Annotated in this window: 21 protein-coding genes; 10 read left to right on the top strand and 11 right to left on the bottom strand. The window is 65.5% G+C overall.

The features are described from left to right. The first annotated feature begins 86 nt into the window (after positions 1 to 86). On the top strand, positions 87 to 590 hold the full coding sequence (locus tag MUU55_RS05155) for an NUDIX domain-containing protein (RefSeq protein ID WP_244759671.1): 504 nt from the start codon (positions 87 to 89) through the stop codon (positions 588 to 590). A 3-nt stretch (positions 591 to 593) separates the two neighbouring features. Here the strand turns inward: MUU55_RS05155 and MUU55_RS05150 are convergent, their stop codons facing one another. Next, positions 594 to 1,580: a glutathione S-transferase family protein gene (locus MUU55_RS05150; RefSeq protein ID WP_244759670.1), complete on the bottom strand. Its 987-nt coding sequence runs from the start codon at positions 1,578 to 1,580 to the stop codon at positions 594 to 596. 283 nt (positions 1,581 to 1,863) lie between these two features. Between MUU55_RS05150 and MUU55_RS05145 the strand changes: the two genes are divergently transcribed. Continuing rightward, positions 1,864 to 2,373, top strand: coding sequence for a GNAT family N-acetyltransferase (locus MUU55_RS05145; protein ID WP_244759669.1), 510 nt, complete (start codon positions 1,864 to 1,866; stop codon positions 2,371 to 2,373). Positions 2,374 to 2,403: 30 nt separating this feature from the next. Here MUU55_RS05145 and MUU55_RS05140 read toward each other — a convergent pair whose 3' ends face one another. Continuing rightward, positions 2,404 to 2,940 (bottom strand): glyoxalase superfamily protein, encoded by a 537-nt coding sequence (locus MUU55_RS05140; RefSeq protein WP_244759668.1) that lies wholly within the window; start codon positions 2,938 to 2,940, stop codon positions 2,404 to 2,406. A 245-nt stretch (positions 2,941 to 3,185) separates the two neighbouring features. Here MUU55_RS05140 and MUU55_RS05135 point away from each other — a divergent pair, with 245 nt between their 5' ends. Continuing rightward, the gene (locus tag MUU55_RS05135; RefSeq protein WP_244759667.1) at positions 3,186 to 3,443 is read left to right on the top strand and encodes a hypothetical protein; all 258 of its coding nucleotides are present in this window, start codon (positions 3,186 to 3,188) and stop codon (positions 3,441 to 3,443) included. Between the two features lie 81 nt (positions 3,444 to 3,524). On the opposite strand, the gene MUU55_RS05130 is transcribed toward MUU55_RS05135, so the two are convergent. From MUU55_RS05130 to MUU55_RS05110, 5 genes are all read right to left on the bottom strand, one after another. Further along, positions 3,525 to 10,289, bottom strand: coding sequence for a beta strand repeat-containing protein (locus MUU55_RS05130; protein ID WP_244759666.1), 6,765 nt, complete (start codon positions 10,287 to 10,289; stop codon positions 3,525 to 3,527). A gap of 199 nt (positions 10,290 to 10,488) precedes the next feature. Continuing rightward, on the bottom strand, positions 10,489 to 12,561 hold the full coding sequence (locus MUU55_RS05125) for a hypothetical protein (RefSeq protein ID WP_244759665.1): 2,073 nt from the start codon (positions 12,559 to 12,561) through the stop codon (positions 10,489 to 10,491). Position 12,562: 1 nt separating this feature from the next. Beyond that, positions 12,563 to 15,370, bottom strand: a complete 2,808-nt coding sequence (locus MUU55_RS05120; RefSeq protein WP_244759664.1) for a DUF4159 domain-containing protein — start codon at positions 15,368 to 15,370, stop codon at positions 12,563 to 12,565. After that, entirely contained in the window at positions 15,367 to 16,287 is a 921-nt protein-coding gene (locus MUU55_RS05115; protein WP_244759663.1) for a DUF58 domain-containing protein, read from the bottom strand. Before MUU55_RS05115 ends, MUU55_RS05120 begins: the two co-directional genes overlap by 4 nt. A 13-nt stretch (positions 16,288 to 16,300) precedes the next feature. Next, positions 16,301 to 17,314: an AAA family ATPase gene (locus MUU55_RS05110; protein WP_244759662.1), complete on the bottom strand. Its 1,014-nt coding sequence runs from the start codon at positions 17,312 to 17,314 to the stop codon at positions 16,301 to 16,303. Positions 17,315 to 17,495: 181 nt separating this feature from the next. Here MUU55_RS05110 and MUU55_RS05105 point away from each other — a divergent pair, with 181 nt between their 5' ends. From MUU55_RS05105 to MUU55_RS05095, 3 genes are read left to right on the top strand one after another with little or no spacing between them, the layout of a single operon-like run. Next, complete coding sequence (locus tag MUU55_RS05105) at positions 17,496 to 18,113, top strand: DUF1285 domain-containing protein (protein ID WP_244759661.1); 618 nt, start codon at positions 17,496 to 17,498, stop codon at positions 18,111 to 18,113. Then, entirely contained in the window at positions 18,110 to 18,742 is a 633-nt protein-coding gene (locus MUU55_RS05100; RefSeq protein ID WP_244759660.1) for a CoA pyrophosphatase, read from the top strand. Before MUU55_RS05105 ends, MUU55_RS05100 begins: the two co-directional genes overlap by 4 nt. Then, a complete protein-coding gene (locus MUU55_RS05095; RefSeq protein WP_244759659.1) occupies positions 18,739 to 19,998 on the top strand; it encodes a CCA tRNA nucleotidyltransferase in 1,260 nt (419 codons plus the stop codon). Before MUU55_RS05100 ends, MUU55_RS05095 begins: the two co-directional genes overlap by 4 nt. Before the next feature lie 6 nt (positions 19,999 to 20,004). Here the strand turns inward: MUU55_RS05095 and MUU55_RS05090 are convergent, their stop codons facing one another. From MUU55_RS05090 to hemF, 3 genes are all read right to left on the bottom strand, one after another. Continuing rightward, the gene (locus tag MUU55_RS05090) at positions 20,005 to 20,196 is read right to left on the bottom strand and encodes a DUF1059 domain-containing protein (RefSeq protein WP_244759658.1); all 192 of its coding nucleotides are present in this window, start codon (positions 20,194 to 20,196) and stop codon (positions 20,005 to 20,007) included. Positions 20,197 to 20,356: 160 nt separating this feature from the next. Further along, positions 20,357 to 20,554: a hypothetical protein gene (locus tag MUU55_RS05085; RefSeq protein WP_244759657.1), complete on the bottom strand. Its 198-nt coding sequence runs from the start codon at positions 20,552 to 20,554 to the stop codon at positions 20,357 to 20,359. 68 nt (positions 20,555 to 20,622) lie between these two features. Further along, entirely contained in the window at positions 20,623 to 21,534 is a 912-nt protein-coding gene (gene hemF, locus MUU55_RS05080; RefSeq protein ID WP_244759656.1) for an oxygen-dependent coproporphyrinogen oxidase, read from the bottom strand. A gap of 183 nt (positions 21,535 to 21,717) precedes the next feature. Here hemF and MUU55_RS05075 point away from each other — a divergent pair, with 183 nt between their 5' ends. The 4 genes from MUU55_RS05075 to MUU55_RS05060 all read left to right on the top strand — a co-directional run bounded on the left by MUU55_RS05075 (position 21,718) and on the right by MUU55_RS05060 (position 24,946). Next, positions 21,718 to 21,975 (top strand): hypothetical protein, encoded by a 258-nt coding sequence (locus MUU55_RS05075; RefSeq protein WP_244759655.1) that lies wholly within the window; start codon positions 21,718 to 21,720, stop codon positions 21,973 to 21,975. 67 nt (positions 21,976 to 22,042) lie between these two features. Beyond that, positions 22,043 to 23,218 (top strand): MFS transporter, encoded by a 1,176-nt coding sequence (locus MUU55_RS05070; RefSeq protein WP_244759654.1) that lies wholly within the window; start codon positions 22,043 to 22,045, stop codon positions 23,216 to 23,218. A gap of 109 nt (positions 23,219 to 23,327) precedes the next feature. Further along, complete coding sequence (locus MUU55_RS05065; RefSeq protein ID WP_244759653.1) at positions 23,328 to 23,561, top strand: helix-turn-helix domain-containing protein; 234 nt, start codon at positions 23,328 to 23,330, stop codon at positions 23,559 to 23,561. A gap of 101 nt (positions 23,562 to 23,662) precedes the next feature. After that, positions 23,663 to 24,946, top strand: a complete 1,284-nt coding sequence (locus MUU55_RS05060; protein ID WP_244759652.1) for a hemolysin family protein — start codon at positions 23,663 to 23,665, stop codon at positions 24,944 to 24,946. On the opposite strand, the gene soxR is transcribed toward MUU55_RS05060, so the two are convergent. Next, the gene (gene soxR, locus MUU55_RS05055; RefSeq protein WP_342346044.1) at positions 24,943 to 25,395 is read right to left on the bottom strand and encodes a redox-sensitive transcriptional activator SoxR; all 453 of its coding nucleotides are present in this window, start codon (positions 25,393 to 25,395) and stop codon (positions 24,943 to 24,945) included. The two genes, MUU55_RS05060 and soxR, sit on opposite strands and share 4 nt — an antisense overlap. Positions 25,396 to 25,436: the final 41 nt, after the last annotated feature.

The following is a 25,436-nucleotide window of genomic DNA, read 5'->3' as shown; positions in this document are numbered from 1 at the left end:
GCAGGGAAACGTGAAGCGCGTGGATATTCCCGATGCTTCGACCTGCAAGGCTTGATTTGCCCGAAAGGTTCCGGCGAAGTGCCGGAATGGAACAGGATAGGCCACAGCCCGCTTCCCCGCCGACCCGCAGCGTTTTGGCGCGCCTGCTGACGGGTCTCGTGCATCAGTATTTTGCGCTGTCTCGCGGCATGACGATGGGCGTGCGTGCGGCCTGTTTCGACGACGCCGGACGGGTTTTCCTCGTCCGCCACAGCTACGTGCCGGGCTGGCATCTGCCGGGCGGCGGCATCGAGCGGGGCGAAACGGCACTGGAGGCCGTCGCCAAGGAAATCCGCGAGGAAGGCAATCTGGCGCTCGGTGCGCCACCGCGGCTTCTGCATGTCTATTTCAACAAGCAGACGAGCAGGCGCGATCACGTCCTGCTCTATCGCTGCGATGGCGTCACGCAGACCGCGCCGCGTCTGAAGGATCGCGAAATCGTCGAGGCCGGCTTTTTCACGCTCGATGCCTTGCCGGCGGCCACCACCGCGGCGACCCGCCGGCGGCTGGAGGAAATCGCCGGGCGGGCCACCTTCGCGGATTTCTGGTAGAGGTCAGGCCGCTTTCAACCTGTCGCGGCCATGCGGCGTTGCCAGGTGGATATCAGGGCCAACGGGCACGATGCCGGTCGGATTGATCATCGTGTGGCTGCGGTAATAGTGCTCCTTGATATGGCGCATGTTGACCGTCCCGCCGACGCCCGGCACTTGGTAGAGTTCGCGCAGATAGCCATAGAGGTTCGGATAGTCGGCGATGCGGCGGATGTTGCACTTGAAGTGGCCGACATAGACGGGATCGAAGCGCACCAGCGTGGTGAAGAGCCGCCAGTCGGCCTCGGTGATCCGGTCGCCGGTAAGGTAGCGCTTCGTCGCAAGCCGCTCTTCCAGGCTGTCCAGCATCTCGAAGAGTTTGGTGATGCTGTCCTCATAGGCCTCCTGCGTCGTTGCAAAGCCGGCCTTGTAGACGCCGTTGTTGACGGTGTCGTAGATCCTGTCGTTCAGCGCATCAATCTCGGCGCGCAGGATCTCCGGGTAGTAGTCGTCGCGCGAGCCGGTGAGGCCGTCGAAGGCCGAGTTGAACATGCGGATGATCTCGGCCGATTCGTTGGAGACCATGCGGTTCTGTTTTTTGTCCCACAGCACGGGCACCGTCACGCGGCCGGAATAGTGTGGATCGGCCTTGAGATAGACCTCATAGAGGGCCGAGGCGTTGAACAGCGGATCGAGTGTGCCGCCGTTTTCGCCCTTGAATTCCCAGCCCTTCGCCAGCATCAGGGGATCGACGACCGAGACGGTGATCAGATCTTCCAGCTTTTTCAGTTTACGGAAGATCAGCGTGCGGTGCGCCCAGGGACAGGCGAGCGACACATAGAGGTGATAGCGGCCGGCCTCGGCCGCAAAGCCGCCTTCACCGGTCGGGCCCGGTTCGCCATCCGGCGTGATCCAGTTGCGGAACTGCGAGACGGACCGTTTGAAATGACCCTTCGTCGCCTTGGTATCGTACCAGACGTCATGCCAGACGCCGTCAACGAGCATGCCCATGATGATCTCCTTTGTGGCCGGTCGCGGCCTGAACCTGGGTTCATAGATAGCGCATGGGCATTGGCTGGATAGGCGCTTTTTAGTGAACGGTGCGTTTTGCTCTTTGACAGAACGAAAATTTCTGCTATCCGCGCAGATCAGCACCGGCGCTCAAGCCGGCGAGGAAGACGACCGCATGTTCTATATCGGAAACCCACGACGACGCTGATGCTCCTGCTGCGCCCCTTTCGGCGGCGGCGCGATAACCCGCATCCCTAGCTTCGTATCCGGTTTCCTGATCTCCATGAACATGCTCAAGCACGACATCGTCTACCTGACGGAAGATGCCTCCCACGACGCGGCCATCGAACACATCAACGAAGAAGCCTTCGGTCCCGGTCGGCATGTGCGTGCCGCAGCCCGCATTCGTGAGCAGGGGCCGCACGACCTGTCGCTCTCCTTCGTCTGCACGGATGACGGCGAGACGATCGCCTCGGTGCGGATGACGCCGGTTCTGGCCGGCGGGGTGAAGGCGCATCTGCTCGGTCCGCTCGCGGTCCGGCCTTCGCACAAGAACCGCGGCATCGGCCGTGAATTGCTCGCCATCGCCTGCGCCGCCGCCAAGCGGAAGGGCTCTGAAGCCGTCGTGCTCGTCGGCGATCCGCCGTACTACGGCCCGCTCGGCTTCGAAAAGGTTGCTTGGAATGCGCTGGCCTTCCCCGGCCCGGTCGATCCCGCCCGCGTGCTCGTCATGCCTTTCGCGGAAGACACGCACGAGCGGCTGAAGGGCGTCATCGCCTGGCGGGCGGAGTGACGAGGGGCAAGCCCCTCGTCGGAGAGGACTTCAGTCCTTCAGTTCCATGAAGCGGATGCGGTTCTGGAAAGGGTCTATGACCGTCACTTCCAGCCGCGAGCCCTCGTCTTCGAGGCCGGGCTTCATATAGCGGTAGTCCTTGCCGATCAGTTCCTTCTGGAAGGCGCGGATGCCTTTCATGTAGACGACCACGGTGCTGCCGGGTGTCGCATCACCCGCATGTTCGGAAAGATGCAGGCGCAGCCCGGCGCGGGAGACCTGCGTATAGAGCGGGAAATTGTCGCCATAGCGATGCTCCCAGTCGACCGAGAAGCCCAGGAAGCCGAGATAGAATTCGTGCGCCTTCGCGACGTCGAAAATGCGCATGATCGGCACGGCAAGCTCGAAGACCACACCGGCCGGTTCGGGTTTCGCCTCGATCTTTGCCGACAGGATGTTCCAGGTATCGGCGCCGAACTGGCGGGCGACGATTTCCAGCGCTTCGCTGTGACTGATCTCGGTGTTGCGGGCTGCAAGAGATTCGCGCAGGGCTTTTGCCATGGCTTTGGCATCGCGATAATCGCGCATGTCCGTTCCTTTCGTTACGGCGAAGTCTTCGTCAGTGCCCGCATTGCCGACGCCTTCGCCCACGATGAACGGTGGAGAAAGGTTTTCTGGGAGGCGTTCGCCATGCCTTCGAAAGGCGCGGGTCTGCCGGCCGCCTCCGGCCGTACTGAAACTATAGCGCAGGGAAAGGCGCTTTGAAAAGTCGCTTCTGTCATTCATCGAAAGCGGCGCGTGTGCTATGCAAGACCTTCGCACGGAGGGATCGGATGCGCAGGAATAGAGCTTTTCTCACCGGTGTCGTGATGGTGATGGCTGGGGCTTTCGTCCTGGCCGGCTGCACGACGGCCCCGCCACGGGAGACCGGTGTCCACTCTTCCAGCTCTGAAGCGCAATTGCGCGCCCATCAGCGCAAGCAGCGGCTGCGCGCCGAACAAGGTGGTTACAAGCGGCTCTATCGCCCGCGGGATTGCCGGTCGGCCGTCGCCGGCAAATGCAGTGGCTTCCCGACCTACGATCCGTCCTGATCGGAAGGCTTACATCAAACGAAAAGGCCGCCCTCGAACACCGAGGGCGGCCTTTTCCGGTTTTCAATCAGTCAGAAGGCGTCAGATCGCGAGGTAGGACGAGATGATCGACGCGATCTCGTCATCGCCCGAACCGCTCTCCGTGCCCGCCGATGCGCCAGATGTATCGGAGAACGAGAAGCTCTGGACCGAAGCCCCGCCGGAACCCGCCTGCGACAGGGCGCTGATCTGCGATGATGTCATCGCGGCGAGCTGGCCGGGCGTGAAGGCATTGGCCTGCTCGGAGGTCAGGCCGGCCAGCGTTGCCGTGCTGAGGCCGGAAATGGCGTTCGAGCTGAGCGCCAGGATATGGTCGACCGAGAAGCTGCCGAAATCGTCGGCACCCAGCGCGGCCGCCTGCGTCGCCGTCAGGGCGCCGACCTGATCGGCCGAGAGCGCGCCGATCTGGGTGGCGCTCAGCGCGGCCATCTGGCTGTAGCTCAGCGCGGCAAGCTGGGTCTTGCTCAGGGTGGCAACGCTCTCCGTCGACAGCGAACCCATCGCGGCGGAGGAGAGGCCCTTGATGGCCGCCGGAGTGATGGCGGCCAGTTCTTCGGCGGAGATGGTCTGCATCTGCGCGGTCGTCAGGCCCGCGAGGCCGGAGATGCTGAGAGCGCCGATCTGCGCGACCGAGAAGGCTTCCAGCTGCTCGACGCTGAGCGCGCCGATCTGGGTGCTGGTGAGCCCGGAGATTGCCGCCGTGCCAAGGGCTGCAATTTCCGCGTCTGACAGCGTCGCGAGATAGTTGGCCGGCAGACCGCGGATGGCGGAGGAGCCGATGGCCGACAGCTTGTCCAGCGAGAACGTGTCGAGCGCTTGCGTCGAGAGGCCGGCCAGCGCGGTGGAGCCGAGCGAGGCGACCTGCGTCGAGGAAAGCGCTTCGGCCTGTTCCACGGTGAGCGCAGCCGCCTGTGCGCCGGTGAGGCCGGCAATGCCGCTTGCACTGAAGGCGGCGATCTGTGCCGCGGTCAGGGCCGTAATGTCATCGACGCCGAGCGCCCCGATCTGGCGCGAGCCGAGAGCTGCGATCTGTGCCGTGGAAAGGCTGGCGATCTGGCTCGTGCTCAGGGCGCCGATCTGGCTGGTCGAAAGACCGGAGAAACCGGCCGGGCTGAGTGCCGCGATCTGCTCGGCAGTGAAGCCTGACAGGATCGAAGCCGGCAGGCCCGACATGGCGATCGAGCTGATCGCGCCCATGTCGGCGGTCGAGAAGGTGCTCAACTGATCGGCGGTGAAGGCGGAAAGCTGGCGTGCGGTGAGCGCGCCCACCTGCGCGCTGGTCAGCGCCTCGACCTGATCGATGCTGAGTGCGGCGATCTGGTCGCTGACAAGGCCGGAAATGCCTGCCGGGCTCATCGCCGCAATTTGGCTCTCGGTCAGGGCATGGAGCGCCGATGTCGAAAGGCCGGAAACGGCGCGCGAGCTGATCGCGGCCATGTCGGCGGTCGAGAACAGGGCGAGGTCGTCCGTGCTCAGTGCACCGATCTGCGTGGAACTGAGCGCTGCGACCTGCGTGCTGGTCAGTGCCTCGGCCTGATCCGGCGTCAGCGCCACGATCTGGTTTGCCGAGAGCGCGGCGACGCCGGCCGTGCCGATGGCGGCGATCTGTGTGGCCGAAAGCAGCGCGATGTCATCGGTGCCGAGCGCGCCGACCTGGATGGAGCCGAAAGCGGCGAGCTGGGCGGTGGTCAGCGCTTCCAGCTGGTTGGAGCTCAGCGCATTGACCTGTGCGCTGGTCAGGCCCGCGCCGTCGAGGGCGGCGATCTGGGCCGTGGTCAGTATCGTGATCATCGCCGTCGAGAGGCCGGCGACCGCGCTGGAGCTGATCATGCTCATCTCATGCGCGGAAAAGGTCTCGATCGCCTCGGTGTGGAAGGCGCCGATCTGCGTCGATTTGAACGCGGCGATCTGCGTGCTGGTCAGTGCTTCCGCCTGCGCGGTCGAAAGCGTAGCGATCTGCGCGGTCGTCAGGCCGGCAATGCCGCCGGTACCGAGCGCGGCGATCTGCGCGGGGGAAAGTGCTGCAATGTCTTCCATCGCGAGGCCGGCCACCTGTCGGGAACCAAGGCCGGCGATCTGCGCCGTGGTAAGGGCTGCGACCTGGGTGCTGCTGAGCGCGCCGATCTGCTCGCTCGTCATGCCGGAAAGGCCGGCCGGGCCGAGCGCGGCGATCTGGCTCGTCGTCAGCGAGGCGAGCATGCCGGTCGACAGGCCGGACATGGCGCTGGAGCTGATCGCGGCCATGTCGGCGACCGAGAACGTGTCGAGGTCGTCCATGCCGAGAGCGGCGATCTGGCGCGAGGTCAGGGCGCCGACCTGCGTGCTTGTGAGCGCTTCGGCCTGCGCCGTGGTCATGGCGGCGACTTGCTCCGCGGAAAGGCCTGAAATCGCGGCCGTCGAAAGGGCGGCGATCTGCGCCGTCGAAAGCGCCGCGATATATTCAGTGCCGAGCGAGGCGATCTGGCGTGCGCCGAGTGCGCGCATCTGCGCTGGCGTCATGGCATCGAGCTGGTCGCTACTGAGCGCCGCGATCTGACGCGGCAGCAGGCTGCCGATGGCCAGGGAGCTAAGCGCCGCGACCTGTCCGGTGGAGAGGGCGGCAATCGAGGCGGTCGAAAGACCTGCCACCGCATCGGAGCCGATGACCGACATTTCCCGCGTCGAGAAGGTGGCGATCGCATCGGAGGAGAGGGCGGCAAGCTGGGTGGAGGACAGGGCGGCGATCTGGGTGCTGGTCAGCGCCTCGGCCTGCGCCGTGCCAAGTGCAGCGAGCTGGCGGGCAGTCAGCCCGCTGATGCCGGCCGACCCGAAGGCTGCGATCTGGGCGGTCGAAAGGGCGGCAAGCGTCGAGGTCGAGAGGCCGCCGATCGCATCCGAGCGGATGGCCGCCAGGTCCCTGGAAGAGAAAGTGGCGATATCGTCCGCGCCGAGCGCCGCAAGCTGCGTGGAGCCGAGCGCCGCGACCTGGTTGCTCGTGAGCGCTTCCGCCTGGCCGGTGGAAAGCGCTGCGATCTGGGTTGTCGTCATCGCGGCGATTGCCGCCGTGCTGAGCGCTGCGATCTGGGCGGTGGAGAGCGAGGCGATCTTGGCCGCGGACAGGCCGGCAATGGCACTGGCGGTGATGGCGGCGATGTCCTTTGTGGAGAAGGTGGCGATGTCTTCAGTGCCGAGTTCGCTGATCTGCTCGGAGGTGAGAACGCCGACCTGCGCTTCGTGCAGCGCTTCGACCTGGCTGGTGCTGAGCACGGCGAGCTGTTGGGATGTGAGGCCGGGAATGCTTGCCGCATTGAGCCCTGCGATCTGGCCGGTGGTGAGAGCCGCCAGGTTCTCCGTGCCCATAGCGCCGAGCTGCGCGGAGGTGAGAGCCCCCATCTGGCGGCTGGAAAGCGCCGCGACCTGACCGGTGCTGAGGACTTCGATCTGGTCGCCGGTGAGACCCGGAATGCCCGTGACGCCCAGCGCCGCGATCTGAGCCGTTGTGAAGGCTGCGATTTCGGCCGTGCTGAAGGCGCCGATCTGCTGGGCGGTCAGCATGCCGACCTGCGCGGTGGAAAGCGCGGCGATCTGCTCGGCGGTGAGCGCATCGATCTGGCCGGTGGTCATGCCGGGAATGGCTGTCGTGTTGAGGCTTGCGATCTGCGCGCTGGAGAGCACCGCAAGGTCTTCGCCGAGCGCTGCGACCTGGGTTGCGGTCAGTGCCTTGATCTGTCCGTTGGAAAGCCTGCTGACCTGGGTGGAATTCAGGGCGTCGATCTGATCGGTGGTGAGGCCGGAAATGGCGATGGTGCTGATGGCCGCGATCTGGTCGGAACTGAGGCCGGCAATGGTGCCCGGCGTGAAGCCCGAAAGGGCACGGTTTGCAAGTGCCGCGATCTGGGTCGTGGAGAGAGCCTGGACGTCCTCCGGTTCGAGCGCTGCGACCTGGATGGAGGTGAGGGCACCGATCTGCGCCGTCGTGAAGGCCGCGATCTGGGCGGTCGTCAGTGCCTCGATCTGCGCCGCCGTCATACTGGCCAGCGCATTGCGGCTGAGCGCTGCCGCCTGGGCGGTGGAAAGACCTGTGATCGCGTCGTCGCTGAGGCCGAGGATGGCTTTCGTGATAGCCGCGATATCGGCCGTGGAGAACGTCGCGATCTCCTGCGACGTGAATTCGGCAAGCTGATCCGAAGTGAGGACGCGCACCTGTGCGGAGGTGAGCGCCTCGGCCTGCGCGGCATCGAGTTCGGCGATCTGCGCCGTGGAGAGGCTGGCGATGACGCTGGTGCTGAGCGCCGCGATCTGGGCGGTGGTCAACGATCCCACAAATTCCGGATTCATGGCCGCCAGCTGCGCGGTGGTGAGGCCGACGATCTGGGCGGTTGTCAGGACTGCAATCTGGCTGCTCGAAAGGGCGGCCAGCGCGCCGGTTGGAAGACCGGAGACGGCCCTGCTGTGGATCGCGGCAAGGTCTTCGATAGAGAAGGTCGCGATATTGTCGTCGCCAAGCGCGTAAAGCTGGCTCGAGGTCAGGGCGCGCACCTGCGCCGAGGTCAGGGCTTCGGCCTGGGCCGTGGTCATCACGCCGAGCTGCTTGGCGGTGAGACTTGCAATGGTGCCGGTGCTGAGGGCCGCGATCTGGTCGGTGGACAGATTGGCGATCGCATCGGTGCCAAGCGCCGACATTGCCTTGCTGTTGATGGCGGCGATGTGGGCCGACGTGAGGGACTCGAAACCTTCCGGATCCAGTGCGCGCAGCTGCGTGGCGCCGAGTGCGGCGACCTGCAGCGTCGAAAGCGCGCCGATTTGCTCGGTGCTGAGGGCGCCGACCTGTGCGCCCGTCAGGCTGGAGAAGGCGGCGGCGCCGAGTGCGGCGATCTGGGCAGTCGACAGGGCTGCGACGGCATCCGTTGTGAGGCCGGCCACGGACTTGTTGGCGAGCGCTGCGATATCGGCAGTGGAGAAGGTTTCAAGCGCTTCCGCGCCGAAACCCGCCAGCTGTGTGGCGCTCAGCAGGCGAAGCTGTGCCGGCGTCAGCGCTTCGGCCTGATCGGCATCGAGCGCACCGAGCTGCCAAGGCTTGAAGGATGCGATCTGGCTCGGTGCCAGCGCTGCGATCTGTGCGGTGGTGAGCGCGGCAAGCGCATCCGTCCCAAGGCCGGAGAGCGCTGCCGGCTGGAGGGCCGCGATCTTCGTGCTGGTAAAGGCCTCGAACGTGTATGGGTCGATCGCGCCGACCTGGGCGGCGGTCAGGGCGCGAATCTGCACGACGGTGAGGGCTTCGGCCTGTTCGGCTGACAGCGTGCTGATCTGGGCTGTCGTCAGGCTCGATATGGTCTTGGCGTTCAGTGCGGCGACCTGGTCGGAGGACAGGCCCGATATCGCTGCCGTATTGAGGCCGGCGATGGCCGTCGCGGAGAAGGCGGCGATGTCCATCGTCGAGAAGGCTTCGATCGTGTCGGCGTCGAGCACGGAGAGCTGCCTGGAATTGAACGCCTTCGCCTGGATCGGCGTGAAGGCTTCCAGCTGGTCCATGTCGAGGACGGCGATCTGCGCGGAGGTGAGGCCGGCGATCGCGCTCGGGCTGATGGCGGCGATCTGGGCTGTGCCGAGATCCGAAATGCCATCCGTCCCGAGAGCTGCGATCTGCCAGGCCTCGAGTGCGTTGATCTGTGCGGTCGTCAGCGCCGCGATCTGATCGTCGGACAGGGCTGCGATGGCAGCGGTGCCGAAACCCTTCAATGCCTTGCCAGCGATCGCGCCAATGTTCTCGCTGGAAAGGGCTGCAACGTCTTCGGAGGACAGCGCTGCGAGCTGGGTGGAGCTGAGGGCGCGGACCTGCGTGGACGTCAGGCTGCCGATCTGGTCGGAGGTCAGGGCGCCGATTTGCGTGGCGGTCAGTCCCGCGATGGTCTTTGCGGTGAGACCGGCGACCTGTTCGTCGGACAGGGCGGCGATCGCATCGGTGCTGATGCCGGAAAGCGCGCCGGCGGAAATGGCTGCGATATCGGCCGAGGAAAAGGTGAGCACGCCGTCCGAACCCATGGCGCTCAGCTGCGCGGCCGTCAGCATTTTTGTCTGGGCCGGCGTCAGTGCCTCGATCTGGTCGTTGCCGAGCGCACGGATCTGCAGCGCGCTGAAACCTGTAATGGCGCTTGCGCTGAGAGCGGGGATCTGGGTCTCGGTGAAAGCGGCTACGGCGGCGGTCGAAAGCGCGGCGATCTGCGCCGGCTTCAGCTGGGCGACCTGTTCAGTGGAGAGGGCGGCGATCTGCTCGGGCGTGAGCGCGTTCATCTGCGCATTGGAGAAGCCGGCGAGCGCCTGCTTGTTCAGTGCGCCGATCTGCTCGTCCGAAAGCAGCGCGATGGCCGCCGTGCTGAGGCCCTGGACCGCCTTGTAGCTGATGGCCGCCATGTCCTCGGTGGAGAAGGTGGCAATCTCTTCAGGCTCGAAGACGGCAAGCTGAGCGGCGCTCAGGACGCGAACCTGCGCCGAGGTCAACGCCTCGGACTGATCCTCCGTCAGCGCCTTCACCTGAGTAGTGCTGAGGGCCGCGATTTGGGTGGGCGTGAGGCTGCTGATCGCCCGGTCCAGCGCGCCGAGCTGCTCCAGCGTCAGGCCGATGATGGCGGTCCGCGAGATGGCACTCAGCTGGCGCGAGCCGAGAACTTCAATGTCTTCCGCTTCGAGCGCCGCGATCTGTTTGGAGGAGAATGCATTGAGCTGCGAGGTCGTCAGCGAGGCGACGTCCTCGGTCGACCAGCTCTGGATGGCTGCTGTCGAAAGCGCCTTGATCTGGCTGATGCTCAAGGAGGAAACGATCGACGTCATAGGCAAAATCCTGAGAAAATGAGACGAAAGAACAGACGAAATCCACTATCGGTCAGTCTATGCGTTACAGGGGTGAGCTTGCCTGAGCCTGTAGTTACAGGCGCTGTCGTCCGGCACGCGGGAAGCGGCCGGATTTCCAAGGGATTCAGCGGGGTTTTCCGAGGGTGAAAAGGGAAGGCCAAATTGCCTTCCCGACCGCCTATCGGCCTTCGCGATACCAGGTGGCGGAGAAGGCGAGGAGCAGCAGACCGACACCGGCGAAGCCGGCGAAGAGCGGCAGCGAATTGATGCCCTTGAGCACGGTCTCATCCGTCATGCGCAGCGACAGCCTGTTCTCGTCCACCGTGCGGACCTGGCCGGAAACCGGCAGAAGTGGCGGCAGCGAGACGGCATTTCCGCTCTCGTCGACCAGCCGGCGCACCGTGCCACGGGTGGCGCCGGCGAGCGGCTTCAGGGTCTCCGTCGTCGAGATCGTCGCCTTGAATTCCGGCGCATCGACGGCCCCGACATGCACCAGCGCACTGAGATTGTCGTTGGTGATTTCGTAGAGGCCGGTCTCTGTCGTCGGGATTTCCGCGCGGTAGAGGCCGGGTTCGGCTTCCGTGAGCTTCACTTGCTCCGTCTTGCCGGAAGGCAGCTTCAGGGTGGCCTCGCCCGGCGCGTCACCGATCGTCTGGCGGTTGATCTGCAGGGTGCGTCCGAAGGTACGGGCCGTCAGGGCCTCTTCCTCCAGCGCCGGTTCCTGCATCAGCCAATGCGCCGTGCGCCGGTAAAGCGAGACATGCGGCCCGCCGCCTTCGAAACCGCGCGCCCAGAGCCAGCCCTGGTCGGAGAGCAGCATGGCGACGCGGCCCTTGCCGGCGCGATTCAGTACCAGGAGCGGCTTGCCGTCATTGGCCTCCATCACGACATTGCCCTGCGGGCGCTGCACGTCGACCGTGCGGAACCAGCGGCCCCAATGCGGCGGCTCCGAATCGGCGCCTTCGAGGCCGCGTGTGACCGGATGCTTCTTGCCCTGGTCGGACAGCCGCGGATAGAAGGGCGCGACATTCATCTCGCCGGTCGGGTTCGCGGGCAGCACGACGGAGAGCGGCGTGCCGGCAATCGAATCGTTGCCCGCATGTTCCGGTCCCGCCGCGATCAGCAGCGCGCCGCCGTTTTCGACATATTGCGCGATGTTGTCGTAGTAGAGGATCGGCAGCACGCCGCGGTGCTGATAGCGGTCGAAGATGATCAGATCGAATTCGTTGATCTTGTCGACGAAGAGTTCGCGCGTCGGAAACGCGATCAGCGAGAGTTCGTTGATCGGCGTGCCGTCCTGCTTTTCCGGCGGGCGCAGAATGGTGAAATGCACGAGGTCGATGGCGGTGTCCGACTTCAGGAGATTGCGCCAGGCGCGCTCGCCGGCATGCGGCTCGCCGGAGACGAGCAGCACGCGCAGGTTCTCGCGGATGCCTTCGATGACATGGACGGCGCGGTTGTTCGCCGTCGTGATCTCGCCCTGAACGGGCTCCACCTCGAATTCGAGGATATTGTTGCCGCCGCGCGGGACGGTGAAGCCGAGCGGTTGTTCGGTGCCGGGCTCGGTGATCTCGGAGGCGATCTCGTTGCCGTTGAGGCGCACGGTCACACGCGCCGTGCCGCCTGGGCCGGCGCCGTCGTCCACCACGCGGAATTTCAGCTCCTGCGCCTCGCCGACGATGCCGAAGCGCGGGGCGCTGACCACCTCGATGCGGCGGTCGAATTCATCCGGCCGCCCTGTGACGAGGGCATGGATGGGCGCGTCGAAGCCGGAGAAAGCGCCGACCTCGGGAATGTCGTGCACCTGGCCGTCGGTGATGAAGATCGCGCCGCCGACGCGCGAGCGCGGCACGTCGGCAATCGCCGAGTTAAGGGCGTCAAAAAGGCGGGTTGAGGGCGTGTCCGACGTGCCGTCGTCGCCCGCCTCGACGATGCGCGGCTCGATGCGCGGGTAACGGGAGAAGCGCTCCTTGAGACCGGCAAGCGCTGCATCCGTCTCGGCTGTGCGCTCGGCGCTGTCCTGGCTTTGGCTGCGGTCGACGATGACCGGCACGACGGTCGACAACGCCTCGCGATCCTCCTGCATCAGCACGGGATTGGCGAGCGCCAGCACGAGCAGGGCAAGGGCGAAGGCGCGCACCAGCGCGCCGCGCAGGCCGCGCCAGAGACCGAGAGCGGCCAGCACGAGGCCGAAGAGGCCGATGAGGGCGATGGCAATCCAGGGCAGGAAGGGGGAGAACTGTATGGTCATGTCACTGCCCCAGCCGCTCGAGGAGGGCGGGCACGTGGACCTGGTCCGCCTTGTAGTTGCCGGTGAGCATGTACATCATGATGTTGACGCCGGAGCGGAAGGCGTGCTCGCGCTGCACCTCGTCCGGCGGCACGGTCGGCAGGAGCGCCATGCCATTGGCATCGACCGCCCAGGCGCCGGCGAAGTCGTTGCCGGTGATCATGATCGGCGACACGCCGTCGCCCGCACGGGCCGGGCGCGACGGGTCTTCTTTGCGGTCGAGTTCGGCCTCCACCCAGAGCGGGCTTCCGGCATAGCGGCCGGGGAAATTGGCGAGCAGATAGAAGGCCTTGGTCAGGACGTGATCGGCCGGGACGGGTTCCAGCGGCGGAATGTCGAGATTGGCGAGGATCGCCTGCAGGCGCTCGGTGTTGGGGCTCGTCGAGTTGCCGTCGAGCGAGACGAACTGGTCGCGCGTGTCGAACAGCACGGTGCCGCCATTGCGCATATAGGCATCGATGCGGCTGATCGCGGCGCTGGAGGGCATTTCCGCCGAGGCACTCACCGGCCAATAGATGATCGGGTAGAGCGACAGCTCGTCCTTGGAAATGTCGACACCGACGGGTTCGCCCGGCTCCAGCGTGGTGCGGTAGGTGAGAAATTCGGTGAGGCCGGCAAGGCCGCGCTCGGAGATGCGGTCAACCTCGCCTTCGCCGGTCACAACATAGGCGATATGCGTCGTGTCGAGCCGCGAGAGGATCGTGTCGTCGCCGGGCTTGGCATCGTCCGCGCGGCTTTCGCCGGGCAGAGTGATCAATGAACCCGCCATCAGCGCCAGCAGCACGGCGGCAGCTGCACCGCGGCTCGGAACGCGGCGGGCGGCCGCAGCAAAGGCGCCGCCCATGAAGAGCACGATGGCGCAGTCGGCGAGCAGCAGCAGGGCGGCCAGCGTGAAGAGATGCGGTTTCAGCGACCAGGTCTCCTTGCCGGCGAGCGGCTCGCGCAACACGCCGGCACCTTCGGCGACGGCGAGCGGGCGGATTTCATGGCCGGCTGGGAAGAGGTTGTGCGCGACATAGCCGTCCTCGGTGCCGTAGAGGCCGGGCGGGTTGTCGAAGGTGGCGATCGCCTTGGCGCCATCGCTGGCGGCCAGCGGCTTGGCCTCGCCGGTGGCGGCGGCCAGCGTGCCGTTGGCGGTCATCAGGCGATAGGGCGGCAGGCGCTGCGCCTCGCCACCCTTCGATGACACGCCGCCGCCGCGCGATAGCTGCACGGTGCGGCGAAGCATTTCGACGAAATCGCCCGACAGCGGCAGGTTCGACCAGCCGGTTTCCGCGCTGATATGGAAGAGCACGATGCGGCCGGAACCGAGCGGACCTGTCGTCACCAGCGGCGTGCCGTCGGCAAGGCTCGCCCAGGTGCGCTCGGCGAGATCCGGCGTCGGTTCGGCCAGAACCTGGCGCTTGATCAGGATATTGTCGGGCGCGCGCATGCCGAAGAACGGGCTGTTTGCCGGATAGGCCGACAGCGGCTGCGGCTCGGACCAGGAGAGTGCACCGCCAAGCGCGCGCTCACCCTTGCGCAGCAGCACCGGCACCAGCGGATCGTCGGCGGGGGCGGCGGCGAGGCGCGGACCGGCAAAGCGGATCAGCATGCCGCCGGCTTCCACCCAGCGCTTCACCTCGGCCTGCACATCCTCCGGCAGGCGGCCGATATCGGCCATGATCAGCACGGAGGGGTTCTGTTCGATGAGCTCGGGCACCGCCACCGAGAGATCGGCAACACTCGGTTCGAGCAGGTCGGCATAGGGGGCAAGCGCCCGATTGATATAGTGCAGCGGCGAGAGCAGCGGCTGGCTGGCATCCACCACCTCGCCCGACAGGAAGGCGACTCGGCGGCGGCGGAAGCCATCGTCGAGCAGATAGGTGCCGCCGGCATTGGCGAGGCTGTCGATGGTGAGGCGCGCGAAATCGTTGCGCAGCTCGAAGGGTGCGGTGATCGTGCCGGTTGTGGTGGTCGCACCGGCGGCGAATTCGGCGGCGCCGGTCGCGATCGGCCGGCCGCGCGAATCATGCGCGGTCAACGACAGGCTGCGCGGCGCGCGGCCATCGAGGCGGGTGAGGGTGACGGAGAGGGCATCGGCGCCGTTATTGGCGGCGGTGATCGCAACGGCAGATGCGCCGTCGTTCTCGATCAGGCGGAATTCGGCGGGAGACAACGCCTTGAGAGCCGTAACCGTCTCGTCCGTTCCGCCGTTCGCCATGCCGTCGCTGATGAAGGCGATCGTGCCGGGCGCGGTGCCGTCGAGTGCGGTGCGCAGCGACGCGACGGCCGCGTTGCGGTCTGCCGGCAGCGGGCGCGGTTCGGCGGCGGCGAGGCGGTTGCGGGCGGTGATGGCGTCGACGGGCACGGCGTCATGCTGGCGATCGGCGGTGAGGACCAGCGCAATCGGCACATCGCGGCTTTCGGCGTCGTCGATCAGTGCGGTGGCGGTCTCGACGCGGCGCGGCCAGTCGGTGGCCGATGCCCAGGTGTTGTCGACGACGAGGACGAGCGGGCCGCTGGAGGCCAGCGTGTTGGTGCGCGGGTTGAAGACCGGATCGGCGATGGCGAAGATGACGGCGGCGGCCATCAGCATGCGCAGCAGCGTCAGCCACCAGGGGCTTTGCGCCGGCGTCTCCTCGCGCTTCAGGATGGAGGCAAGGATGGCGAAGGGCGGGAAGACTTCGACGAGCGGCTTCGGCGGCGTGAGGCGCAGCAGCCACCAGATGACGGGCAGAAGCACCAGCGTCGTCAGCACTGCGGGGAAGGCGAAGGCAAAGGCGCTCATCGGCCGCGGCCCTCCGTTTTCATCGCCGGCATGCCGGAGAGATACATGTGCACGGCGACCAGCGCCTCGGAGGCAAGCCGATCGGTGCGATGCGGCACGAAGCTCCAGCCGAGATGGCGAAGGTTATCCGCGAGCGTTTCGCGGCGCGCTGTATAGGCGCGGGCATAGTCGTCCTTCAGCGTCTCGGCGCGGCCGGCGGTCAGCTTCCGGCCGCTTTCGGGATCGGTGAATTCGGTGCGGCCGGCATAGGGGAAGGTTTCCTCTGCCGGATCTGCGATCTCCACGACATGGCCGCGCAGGCCGCGGCGGGCAAGCGGACCGAGACGGTTCATGACGTCCTCGACGGGATCGAGGAAATCGCCGATCAGCACGATATCGCTGTTGCCGCGGATCATGCCGGTCTCCGGCAGGCCGCCGGTCGTGCCGTTGTGCATCAGCGCGGTGGCGAGCCGCTCGGCGGCGTTGCGCGCGGCGATCGGCTCCATGATGCCGGGGCAGCCGATGCGCTCGCCCGAGCGGGCGAGGATTTCGGCAAGCGCCAGCATTAGCACCAGCGCGCGGCTTTCCTTCGAGACGCTGCCGAGCGTGGATTTGTACATCATCGACGGCGAGAGATCGGCCCAGATCCAGACGGTGTGGGCGGCTTCCCATTCGCGGTCGCGGACATAGGTATGGTCGTCGCGCGCCGAACGGCGCCAGTCGATGCGCGACAGGCTTTCGCCGTCGACATAGGGGCGGAACTGCCAGAAATTCTCGCCGATGCCGCGCTTGCGGCGGCCGTGCCAACCGGCAATCACGGTGTTGGCGAGGCGCTGGGCTTCGACCATGCAATCGGGAATGAGGGCCGCACGCGCCTGCGCCCGCGAAAGCACCTCGCGGGTCGGGGTTGGCGCGACGATCTGGCCGACGGATGCCATGCGCTTTCCTTAATCAGCCGCCCGCCTGCCGGACGAGGCCTGCAATGACATCGCGCACCGACATGCCTTCGGCGCGGGCACCGAAGGTCAGCGCCATGCGATGCTGGAGGATCGGCTCGGCAAGCGCCAGCACGTCGTCGACGGAGGGCGCGAGGCGGCCCTCGTAGAGCGCGCGGGCGCGGGCGCAGAGCATCATGGCCTGGCCGGCGCGCGGGCCGGGACCCCAGGCGACGTGCTTGTCGGTGGAGGCCACACCATTGCCGGGACGCGCCGAGCGTACCAGCGACAGGATCGCGTCGAGCACCTTTTCGCTGACCGGCATCTGGCGGATGAGGGTCTGGATCTCGATGAGGCGGGCCGCGGTGATGGCTGCCTCTGCATGGGCTTCGTGCACGCCGGTGGTTTCGAGCAGGATCTGCCGTTCGGCGGCGAGTTCCGGATAGTGCACGTCGACCTGCAGCAGGAAGCGGTCGAGCTGGGCCTCGGGCAGCGGATAGGTGCCTTCCTGCTCCAGCGGGTTCTGCGTCGCGAGCACATGGAAGGGTTTGGGAAGATCGTTCGGCCGGCCGGCGACGGTAACGTGATACTCTTGCATGGCCTGGAGCAGGGCGGACTGGGTGCGCGGCGAGGCGCGGTTGATTTCGTCCGCCATCAGGAGCTGCGTGAAGATCGGGCCGGGCACGAAGCGGAAGGAGCGCTTGCCGTTGTCATCCTGGTCCATCACTTCCGAGCCGAGGATATCCGACGGCATCAGGTCCGGCGTGAACTGGATGCGGCTGGAAGCGAGGCCGAGCACGGTGCCGAGCGTGGCGACGAGCTTGGTCTTGGCAAGGCCCGGCACGCCGACGAGCAGCGCATGGCCGCCCGAGAGCACGGCGAGCATGGTCTGCTCGACCACGCTTTCCTGGCCGAAGATGACCTTGGCGACCTCCTTGCGGATGAGGGCGATATCGGAGAGCGCTCGTTCGGCCGCGGCGATGACGGCTTTTTCGTCCAGGCCGGACTCGGAGGAATTCTGAACGCCCATCTTTATCTCCAGTACCGGTTCCAAACGCACGGCGAATCGTGGCCTTGCCGCGTTCGCGTCCTACATAGAAAGCTTATTAGCTCACCCGTGGCTGACAAGCGGCCACGAAATGACTATCTCGTGAAAAAGGATGTATCCACCTTTTCCTCTCGCGGAGATAGGGTTGAACCGGGACGGAACAATGGCAACGGGCGAAATTCAAGGCAGCAGCGACGCGGCGGGACTGGCCGCGCTGATATCGCGGGCATCCGCGGAAACCGGCGGGCGCGGTCTGCCGCCGGTCGAGCGCTGGAACCCGCCGTTCTGCGGCGATATCGACATGGAAATCCGCGCCGACGGCACTTGGTTCTATCTGGGCACGCCGATCGGCCGCGCGCCGCTGGTGCGGCTTTTTTCCACGGTGCTGCGCAAGGACGAGGACGGCAAGACCTATCTGGTGACGCCGGTCGAGAAGGTCGGTATCCGCATCGTCGACGCGCCGTTCCTGGCCGTCGAGATGAATGTCAGCGGAGAGGGGGCGGATCGCAAGCTCACCTTCCGCACGAATGTCGGCGATGTCGTCGAGGCCGGGGCGGAGCATCCGCTGCGCTTTGTGATCTCGGGCGAAAACAACGAGTTGAAGCCCTATCTTCTCGTGCGGGGCCGGCTGGAAGCGCTGGTTTCGCGCGCGGTCATGTATGATCTCGTCGAACTGGGCGAAGTCCTTGAAATCGATGGTGTGGAGATGTTTGCGGTGCGCTCCGGCGGCGTGGTCTTTCCGGTCATGCCGGCGGCCGAACTGGATGCACTGTCGCGATGAGCTTTGCCCCCTATAGTGCCGCAGAATTCCGCCGTCGCGCGGAGAAGCAGACGCTGACGCTCGGCGACGAGAGCTGGCGCGACCATGGCGACAGCCTGCTCAATCCCGGCGTCATCGAACATATCGAGGGCATGAAGCTGCGCGATGCGGCGGTGTTGATTCCGGTTGTGGACGACGGCGATGATGCGCGCGTCATCTTCACCCAGCGGACGGCGACGCTGAGGAAACATTCCGGCCAGATCGCCTTTCCGGGCGGTGGCGTGGACGAGGAGGACGCGGATGTCGAGACGGCGGCGATGCGCGAGGCGGAGGAGGAGATCAGCCTCGACCGTCGCTTCGTCGAGCCGGTCGGACGGTTGCCGCACTACAAGGCGCTCTCGGGGTTTTCGATCACGCCGGTTCTCGCCGTGGTGCAGCCCGGTTTCGAGCTCATCCCGAACCCGGCGGAGGTCGAGACGGTCTTCGACGTGCCGCTCTCCTTCCTGATGGATCCGCGCAATCACGAACGGGGCAGCGGCGTCTGGCTCGGGTCCGAGCGGCACTATTATCGCATGCCCTATGAGGGGCATAACATCTGGGGCATCACCGCCGGCATCGTGCGGGTGATCTATGAAAGGCTTTATGCATGACGTCTGTTTCGGGTGAGGCGTGGTTTGCCGATCCGGCGCTCCGTTCTGTGCTGGCGCTGCTCAACAGCGACGGCGGCGAGGGGCGTGTTGCGGGCGGTGCCGTGCGCAACAGCCTGATGGGCCTGCCGGTCGCCGATGTGGATATTGCCACGACGCTGAGGCCCGACGTGGTGGTCGAGCGCGCGAAGGCGGCCGGCATCAAGGCGGTGCCGACCGGCATCGAGCACGGCACGGTGACGTTGGTCATCGACGGAAAGCCCTTCGAGGTGACGACCCTGCGCCGCGACGTTTCGACCGACGGCCGCCATGCGGACGTCGCCTTCGGCACGGACTGGCAGACGGATGCCGAGCGGCGCGATCTCACCATCAACGCGCTCTATGCGACTGCCGACGGCACGGTCATCGACCTCGTGAATGGCCTGCCGGATATCGAAAGCCGCACGGTGCGCTTTATCGGCGATGCGGCGACGCGCATTGCGGAAGATCACTTGCGCATCCTGCGCTTCTTCCGTTTCTTCGCGCTCTATGGCAGCGGCCGGCCGGATGCCGATGGATTGCGGGCCTGCGCGCGGGCCAAGGGCAGCCTCGGCAAGCTCTCGGCCGAGCGGGTCTGGTCGGAAACGAAGAAGCTGCTCGCCGCGCCCGATCCGGGGCGCGCGCTGCTCTGGATGCGCCAGGCCGGCGTGCTCACGGAAATCCTGCCCGAGACGGAAAAGTGGGGCATCGATGCCATTCCCGGCCTGATCGAGGCAGAAAAGGCTTTCGGCTGGACGCCCGATGCGCTGCTGCGGCTTGCCGCCATGGTGCCGGCGGACCGGGAGCGGCTGAAGGCCATGGCCGAGCGCCTGCGGCTGTCAAAGGCCGAGGCCGCGACGATGGACTATTGCGCGTCCGCCCCCGAAATCGCACCCAAACTTGCCGAAACGGCGTTCGATCGGCTGCTTTATCGCCATGGCCAGCAGGGTCTCACCATGCGGGTGAAGCTGGCGCTGGCTTCCGCACGGGCGCGGGGGCTCGGCGATCCCGAGGCGCTTGCCTTCGCCGGCCTTTGCCAGCGGTTGCTCGCGCGGGCGCAGAAATGGCAAAAGCCGTCCTTCCCGCTCAATGGCGCGGATGTGCTGGCGTCCGGCATTCCGGCGGGGCCGAAAGTCGGTTCGCTTCTGGGCGTCATCGAGGATGAATGGGTGGCGGGCAATTTTCATGACGGCCGGGCAAAGCTGCTTGCCCGGCTGGAAGCTCTCGCAAAAGAGGGCTGACTGGCGTCAGGCGGCGTCGGCCGCCTTCTCGTCGACGATGCGTTCCTTGATGTGATCGACCATGCTTTCACGGATCATGGTCTCGCCGTGAGCCGAGCGCATGTGCTCGACGGCGCGGCGCACGACTTCGGCATCGTCGCTGGCCCGCGTATGCCATTCGCATCCGGGGACGAGTGAACCGCATTCAAAAAGTCTCATGACCTATCTCCTGTCGTTTCAACGGGAACCAGTGTAGCAGATGCGGCCAGTGTGGCCAAACTGGATGAACCCGCGGTTCGCAAACCGTCCTTGGAAACGGGGCAGAGCACTGGAAGTTCCAGAGACAAGCTGACGGTATGCCGTCGCGCCCGTCCAGACGTCACCCCATACGGCCACCTGAAAGAGACGCATAGAACCAGAGGACCCACAGCCCGGGAATGAGCATGGCCGATGCGAGAACAAAGGCGAGCACCCGCCAGCCGAAGCTCAGGTTTTGGGACAGGAATGTGTAAATCATGAGAGCGGTGCCGGGCGCGAGCAGCAAGATCGGAATGAGAACAACGATCACATGGCCCATCGCTCAACCTTTCCTTGCCGACAGCCGGTCATGTTTGCAGTGACCGTCTGTGCCATGTTGAATATCTGCTACGGCCAGCGCACCACCGGCGGCAGCGACGAGAGGATGGAATCGACATTGCCGCCCGTCTTCAGGCCGAAGATCGTGCCGCGGTCGTAGAGCAGGTTGAATTCGACATAGCGGCCACGGCGCACGAGCTGCTCGTCGCGGTCCTCTTCCGTCCAACCATTGTTGAAGTTGTTGCGCACGATGCGCGGATAGACCATGGCGAAGGCGCGGCCGACATCCTGCGTGAAGGCGAAATCCGCCTCCCATCCGCCTAGCTCTTCCGAGGAATGCAGCCAGTCATAGAAGATGCCGCCGGTGCCGCGCGCTTCGTTGCGGTGCTTCAGGAAGAAGTAGTCGTCGCACCACGCCTTGAATTTCTGGTGATCGGCGACCGGATGGCGATTGCAGGTGATTTCCATCGCCTTGTGGAAGAGCTGCGTATCGGGATCGTCCATCGTGCGGCGGCGGTCGAGCACCGGCGTCAGGTCCGCACCGCCGCCGAACCAGCGGCTGGTGGTGACGACCATGCGGGTGTTCATATGCACGGCCGGCACATTGGGGTTCACCAGATGGGCGATCAGCGAGATGCCTGAGGCCCAGAAGCGCGGGTCTTCGCTGGCACCGGGAATCTGGCCGCGGAATTCCGGCGAGAACTCGCCATGGACGGTGGAGGTGTGCACCCCGACCTTCTCGAAGACGCGGCCTTCCATCATCGACATGCGGCCGCCGCCGCCCTCACCACCGTCGCGCTGCCAGTCTTTGGCGACGAAACGGCCGGCGGGCAGATCGGAGAGCGGGCCGGCCAGCTCGTCCTCGAGCGCCTCGAAGCTGGAGCAGATCGCATCGCGCAGGTGCTCGAACCATGCGCGGGCGGCGTCCTTCTTTTCCTCGATGTCGTCGGGAAGGCCTTTCGGCAGGTCTGGTCGTTCCATGATATGTCTCGCTGGGGTGTTTCCCGCCGGCGGCAAGGTCGCCGAATCGCATTTCGGTCACACTCGTTAACTTTGGGCCATTTGGCAACAAAAACGGATTTTTCGCTGGGGATGGCCGGACTCGCAAAATGCGCGGCGGCGGCCTATGTTTGCCCTGTTGAATGTGCTGCCAGGAGAAACGATATGGCGCGTGTTCCCGGACCGCCGCCCCTCGACGGGCTCCGCCGCCAGATCGAGCGCCATCGGCGCGAGAAGCCGGCGCGGGAAAGTCATTTCGTGCGCGAGACCTTCTGCATGGAGCGGCAGGCGGCGCGCGACAAGGCGCGCGAATGGTTCGACCATTGGCCGAAGGCCGCCTACTGGACCGAAGTGGAAAGCTGGCGGATGCTCGACGGCGACCGCATCGAGTTTACCATGCGCCGTCTGCCGAGCGCCGACTGACAGCTCTTCCCCCCACACGCCGAGGGCGATAGGACAGCGGCATCGTTTTCGATCCTGCCGGGTTTGCATGTTTGCCGATATCGTCATCCTTTCCCTGACCCAGATCATTGGCTGGGGCACGATGTTCATGGCAATTTCCGTGCTGGGCGGTCCGCTTGGCCAAACGCTGGGCCTGACGCCGGCGCTCGTCTATCTCGGCCCCTCCGTCATGCTGGTGGCGATGGCTGTGATGTCGCCCCTGATGGCGCCGCTTTATCGATCGCGTGGCGCGCGTTTCGTGATGTCCGCCGGAACGATCGCGACCGTGCCCGGTTTTCTCGTGCTTGCATGGTGTGATGGTCCTCTCGGTTACTATACCGGCTGGACGATCCTCGGCATGGCCGGAGCTGGGGTGCTGACGAACTCCGCCCATATCTACCTCGCCGCCAAGGCGGGCGTGCGGGCCAGGCAGGCCATCGGTGCGCAGATGCTGGCCATGGCGCTGGCACCGACCATCGCCTGGCCGGCGACCTCGCTCCTGTCCGGCTGGCTCGGCTGGCGGCACACCTATCTCGTCTTCGCCCTCGTCATGCTCGTGGTCGTGCTGCCGTTGCTGCGCTTTGCGCTGGAACCGGATACCGCGCCCGCCACGCCTGCCAGCAAGGCGCGCCTGAGCGGATCGCGTGGCGACGGCCGGACCCGCACGATCATTGTGCTGATGACGCTTGCCATTGCCCTGAACGGCTTCGTGACCTGGGGCTTCCAGCTTGTCGTCATCGATATCATGCGCAGCTACGCCGTTGCGGACGGGATTGCGATCGGCATGGCCGCGGCGATCGGTGTCGTCCAGATGTCGGCGCGGCTCATAGATTTCATCGGGGGCAACCGATGGGACGGTTTCGTCACGAGCCTAGCCGCCGGCATCTTGATGCCGGTCGCCCTGCTTGCGCTCGGCGTCGGACATGGCGCCGAATGGAGCATTGTCGCTTTCATCCTTTTTTACGGGCTGTCGAGCGGGGCGATGTCGGTGGCGCGCGCCACCCTTCCGCTGGTGTTTTTCGAGCGGCAGGTCTATGCCAGCGTTCTTTCCCGTCTCGGTCTTCCGCTCAACCTCGCCTTTGCCGCCGCCCCGCCCGTCTTCAGCCGTGTCCTCAGCGACTACGGCAATGCGAGCGCTCTGGGGCTGGCCGTGGCGTGCTCGCTCGGCACGCTGACAAGCCTTGTCCTCTTGGCGCGCTTTCGCGATCCTTCACGCGCCGGTTGAACGGGTCTGCGCCGCAGCGGCGATCCGCCGGTTTTCCTGCGTGTGTCCGGGCAGATTCCATTTTCAAATGCAACGAAGACAATGAAGGCCATGGTTTCAGGAAGATGGAATGGCCCGCTCTTTTGTGCAGTTGAGTTTGGGTGAACGCCGCATCATTGCTCGGGTGCGAGAGAAGAAGATCAACCAGGCCGAGATCGCACGTGCCCTTCGCCGTGACCGATCGACGATCTGCCGTGAACTGCGGCGCAATTTCTGGCGTGATCCTGAAGTGCCGATCGTCGAAGGATACTGGCACGTCACGGCACACGGAATTGCTCATCATGCCCGCCTGACGTGCGTGTGATCTGCAAGTTCGATTGACGGCGGGCTGTTGCGCCCTTATCTTGCGGCCATCGTCATCAATAGAAAGGCGCCGTTGCGGTTCTGAAGCACGGCTCACAGTCCTTGTTCGAACTCGCGATTGCCGTCTTCCTGATCCTCCTCAACGGGGTCTTTGCTCTTTCCGAACTTTCCATCGTTTCCGCAAGAAAGCCCCGCCTCAAGACCATGGCGGCGCAAGGCTCGCGCGGTGCCGCTTCGGCGCTGAAACTGGCGGAAAATCCCGGTAAATTCCTTTCCACCGTCCAGATCGGCATCACGCTCATCGGCATTCTCGCCGGTGCGTTTTCCGGTGCCGCACTCGGTGGCCGCCTGCGTGACATCCTCTTTGCCGAGGGCGTGCCGGACTGGCTGGCCGATCCGCTCGGCTACGGTATCGTCATCTTCGTCATCACCTTCCTGTCCGTTGTCGTCGGCGAGCTGGTGCCCAAGCAGATCGCGCTGAAGAACCCGGAACGGTTTGCCACGCTCGTGGCGCCTGCCATGTCGTTGCTGTCGAAGATCGGCGCACCGGCGGTCTGGATCCTCGATGCCTCGACACGTCTGATCTTCCGCCTGCTCGGCCAGCATGAGGTTTCCGAAAGCATCGTCACCGACGAGGAGATCAAGACCATCGTCGCCGAGGCAGAAGCCGCCGGCGTCATCGAGGGCGGCGAGAAGCTGATGATCGCCGGCGTCATGCGCTTTTCCGACCGCGAGGCGCGCGGCCTGATGACCCCGCGCAACGACGTCGACTGGATCGATCTCGGCGATACCGTCGAGGAAATCCACCAGCAACTCATCGAGAGCCAGCATTCTCGCCTGCCGGTCGCCGATGGCGGGCCGGAGACGATCGTTGGCATCGTGCAGAAGCGCGAACTGCTGTCGGCCATGCTGACCGGCCAGCCGCTCGATATCCGCGCCTTCATCCGCCCTGCGCCGATCGTGCCCGACACGATGGATGCGATGCGTGTGCTCGAATCGCTGCGCAGTTCCGAAGTGCCGATCCTGCTCATCCACGACGAATACGGCCACTTCGAAGGCGTCATCACGCCGGCCGACGTGCTGGAGGCGATTGCCGGCGTGTTCCGCGCCGATATCGAAGAGGGCGACGACGAGCACGCAGTGCAGCGCGAGGACGGCTCCTGGCTGATCTCCGGTTCCATGCCGATCGACGAGATGGCCGACCGCCTCGGCCTGCAACTGCCGGGCCGCCGCAGCTACCAGACGGCTGCCGGCCTCGTCATCGAATCGCTGCAGAAGCTGCCGAAGACCGGCGAGATCACCGAAACCCAGGGCTGGCGTTTCGAGGTTGTCGACATGGATGGTCGTCGCGTCGACAAGCTTCTGGCGACGCGCCTGGATCCCTAAGCTCTCTCCGACGGATCGGGCTCGAGCAATCTCGGGCCCGGGCCTTCCGCGCCAAGCGTATCCAGCGGATTGCGCAGCGGGCATTCCTGCATCGAAAGACATCCGCAGCCGATGCAGCCGTCGATCTGGTTGCGCAGCTTGGTGAGCCGCGCGATGCGGTCGTCCAGCTGGCGGCGCCAGGTTTTTGACAGCGTCCGCCAATCCTCGGCCGTTACGGGCCGGTCATGCGGCAGCACGGACAGCGCGTCCGCGATCTCCGACAGCGGAATGCCGGTGCGCTGTGCGACCTTGATGACCGCGACGCGGCGCAGGATGCTGCGCGGATAACGCCGCTGGTTGCCGCGGTTGCGCTGGCTGCGGATCAGTCCTTTCGTCTCGTAAAAATGCAGGGTGGAGACCGCCACACCGCTGCGCTCCGCGACCTCGCCGACGCTGAGTTCCCGCGGCATTTTGCTGTTTGGACAATTTTCCATCATGGCTGTTGACCTCA

The sequence above is a fragment of the Shinella curvata genome, assembly GCF_022899935.1.
Lineage (GTDB): Bacteria > Pseudomonadota > Alphaproteobacteria > Rhizobiales > Rhizobiaceae > Shinella > Shinella curvata.
Note: the sequence above shows the minus strand (reverse complement) of the source record. Positions and strands in the feature narration are given on the sequence as shown.

What these genes read in the sequence shown, in the direction of transcription:
- MUU55_RS05155 (WP_244759671.1), top strand. Translation starts at nt 87, where the DNA reads ATGGAACAGGATAGGCCACAGCCCGCTTCCCCGCCGACCCGCAGCGTT.
- MUU55_RS05150 (WP_244759670.1), bottom strand. Translation starts at nt 1,580, where the DNA reads ATGGGCATGCTCGTTGACGGCGTCTGGCATGACGTCTGGTACGATACC.
- MUU55_RS05145 (WP_244759669.1), top strand. Translation starts at nt 1,864, where the DNA reads ATGAACATGCTCAAGCACGACATCGTCTACCTGACGGAAGATGCCTCC.
- MUU55_RS05140 (WP_244759668.1), bottom strand. Translation starts at nt 2,940, where the DNA reads ATGCGCGATTATCGCGATGCCAAAGCCATGGCAAAAGCCCTGCGCGAA.
- MUU55_RS05135 (WP_244759667.1), top strand. Translation starts at nt 3,186, where the DNA reads ATGCGCAGGAATAGAGCTTTTCTCACCGGTGTCGTGATGGTGATGGCT.
- MUU55_RS05130 (WP_244759666.1), bottom strand. Translation starts at nt 10,289, where the DNA reads ATGACGTCGATCGTTTCCTCCTTGAGCATCAGCCAGATCAAGGCGCTT.
- MUU55_RS05125 (WP_244759665.1), bottom strand. Translation starts at nt 12,561, where the DNA reads ATGACCATACAGTTCTCCCCCTTCCTGCCCTGGATTGCCATCGCCCTC.
- MUU55_RS05120 (WP_244759664.1), bottom strand. Translation starts at nt 15,370, where the DNA reads ATGAGCGCCTTTGCCTTCGCCTTCCCCGCAGTGCTGACGACGCTGGTG.
- MUU55_RS05115 (WP_244759663.1), bottom strand. Translation starts at nt 16,287, where the DNA reads ATGGCATCCGTCGGCCAGATCGTCGCGCCAACCCCGACCCGCGAGGTG.
- MUU55_RS05110 (WP_244759662.1), bottom strand. Translation starts at nt 17,314, where the DNA reads ATGGGCGTTCAGAATTCCTCCGAGTCCGGCCTGGACGAAAAAGCCGTC.
- MUU55_RS05105 (WP_244759661.1), top strand. Translation starts at nt 17,496, where the DNA reads ATGGCAACGGGCGAAATTCAAGGCAGCAGCGACGCGGCGGGACTGGCC.
- MUU55_RS05100 (WP_244759660.1), top strand. Translation starts at nt 18,110, where the DNA reads ATGAGCTTTGCCCCCTATAGTGCCGCAGAATTCCGCCGTCGCGCGGAG.
- MUU55_RS05095 (WP_244759659.1), top strand. Translation starts at nt 18,739, where the DNA reads ATGACGTCTGTTTCGGGTGAGGCGTGGTTTGCCGATCCGGCGCTCCGT.
- MUU55_RS05090 (WP_244759658.1), bottom strand. Translation starts at nt 20,196, where the DNA reads ATGAGACTTTTTGAATGCGGTTCACTCGTCCCCGGATGCGAATGGCAT.
- MUU55_RS05085 (WP_244759657.1), bottom strand. Translation starts at nt 20,554, where the DNA reads ATGGGCCATGTGATCGTTGTTCTCATTCCGATCTTGCTGCTCGCGCCC.
- hemF (WP_244759656.1), bottom strand. Translation starts at nt 21,534, where the DNA reads ATGGAACGACCAGACCTGCCGAAAGGCCTTCCCGACGACATCGAGGAA.
- MUU55_RS05075 (WP_244759655.1), top strand. Translation starts at nt 21,718, where the DNA reads ATGGCGCGTGTTCCCGGACCGCCGCCCCTCGACGGGCTCCGCCGCCAG.
- MUU55_RS05070 (WP_244759654.1), top strand. Translation starts at nt 22,043, where the DNA reads ATGTTTGCCGATATCGTCATCCTTTCCCTGACCCAGATCATTGGCTGG.
- MUU55_RS05065 (WP_244759653.1), top strand. Translation starts at nt 23,328, where the DNA reads ATGGCCCGCTCTTTTGTGCAGTTGAGTTTGGGTGAACGCCGCATCATT.
- soxR (WP_342346044.1), bottom strand. Translation starts at nt 25,395, where the DNA reads ATGCCGCGGGAACTCAGCGTCGGCGAGGTCGCGGAGCGCAGCGGTGTG.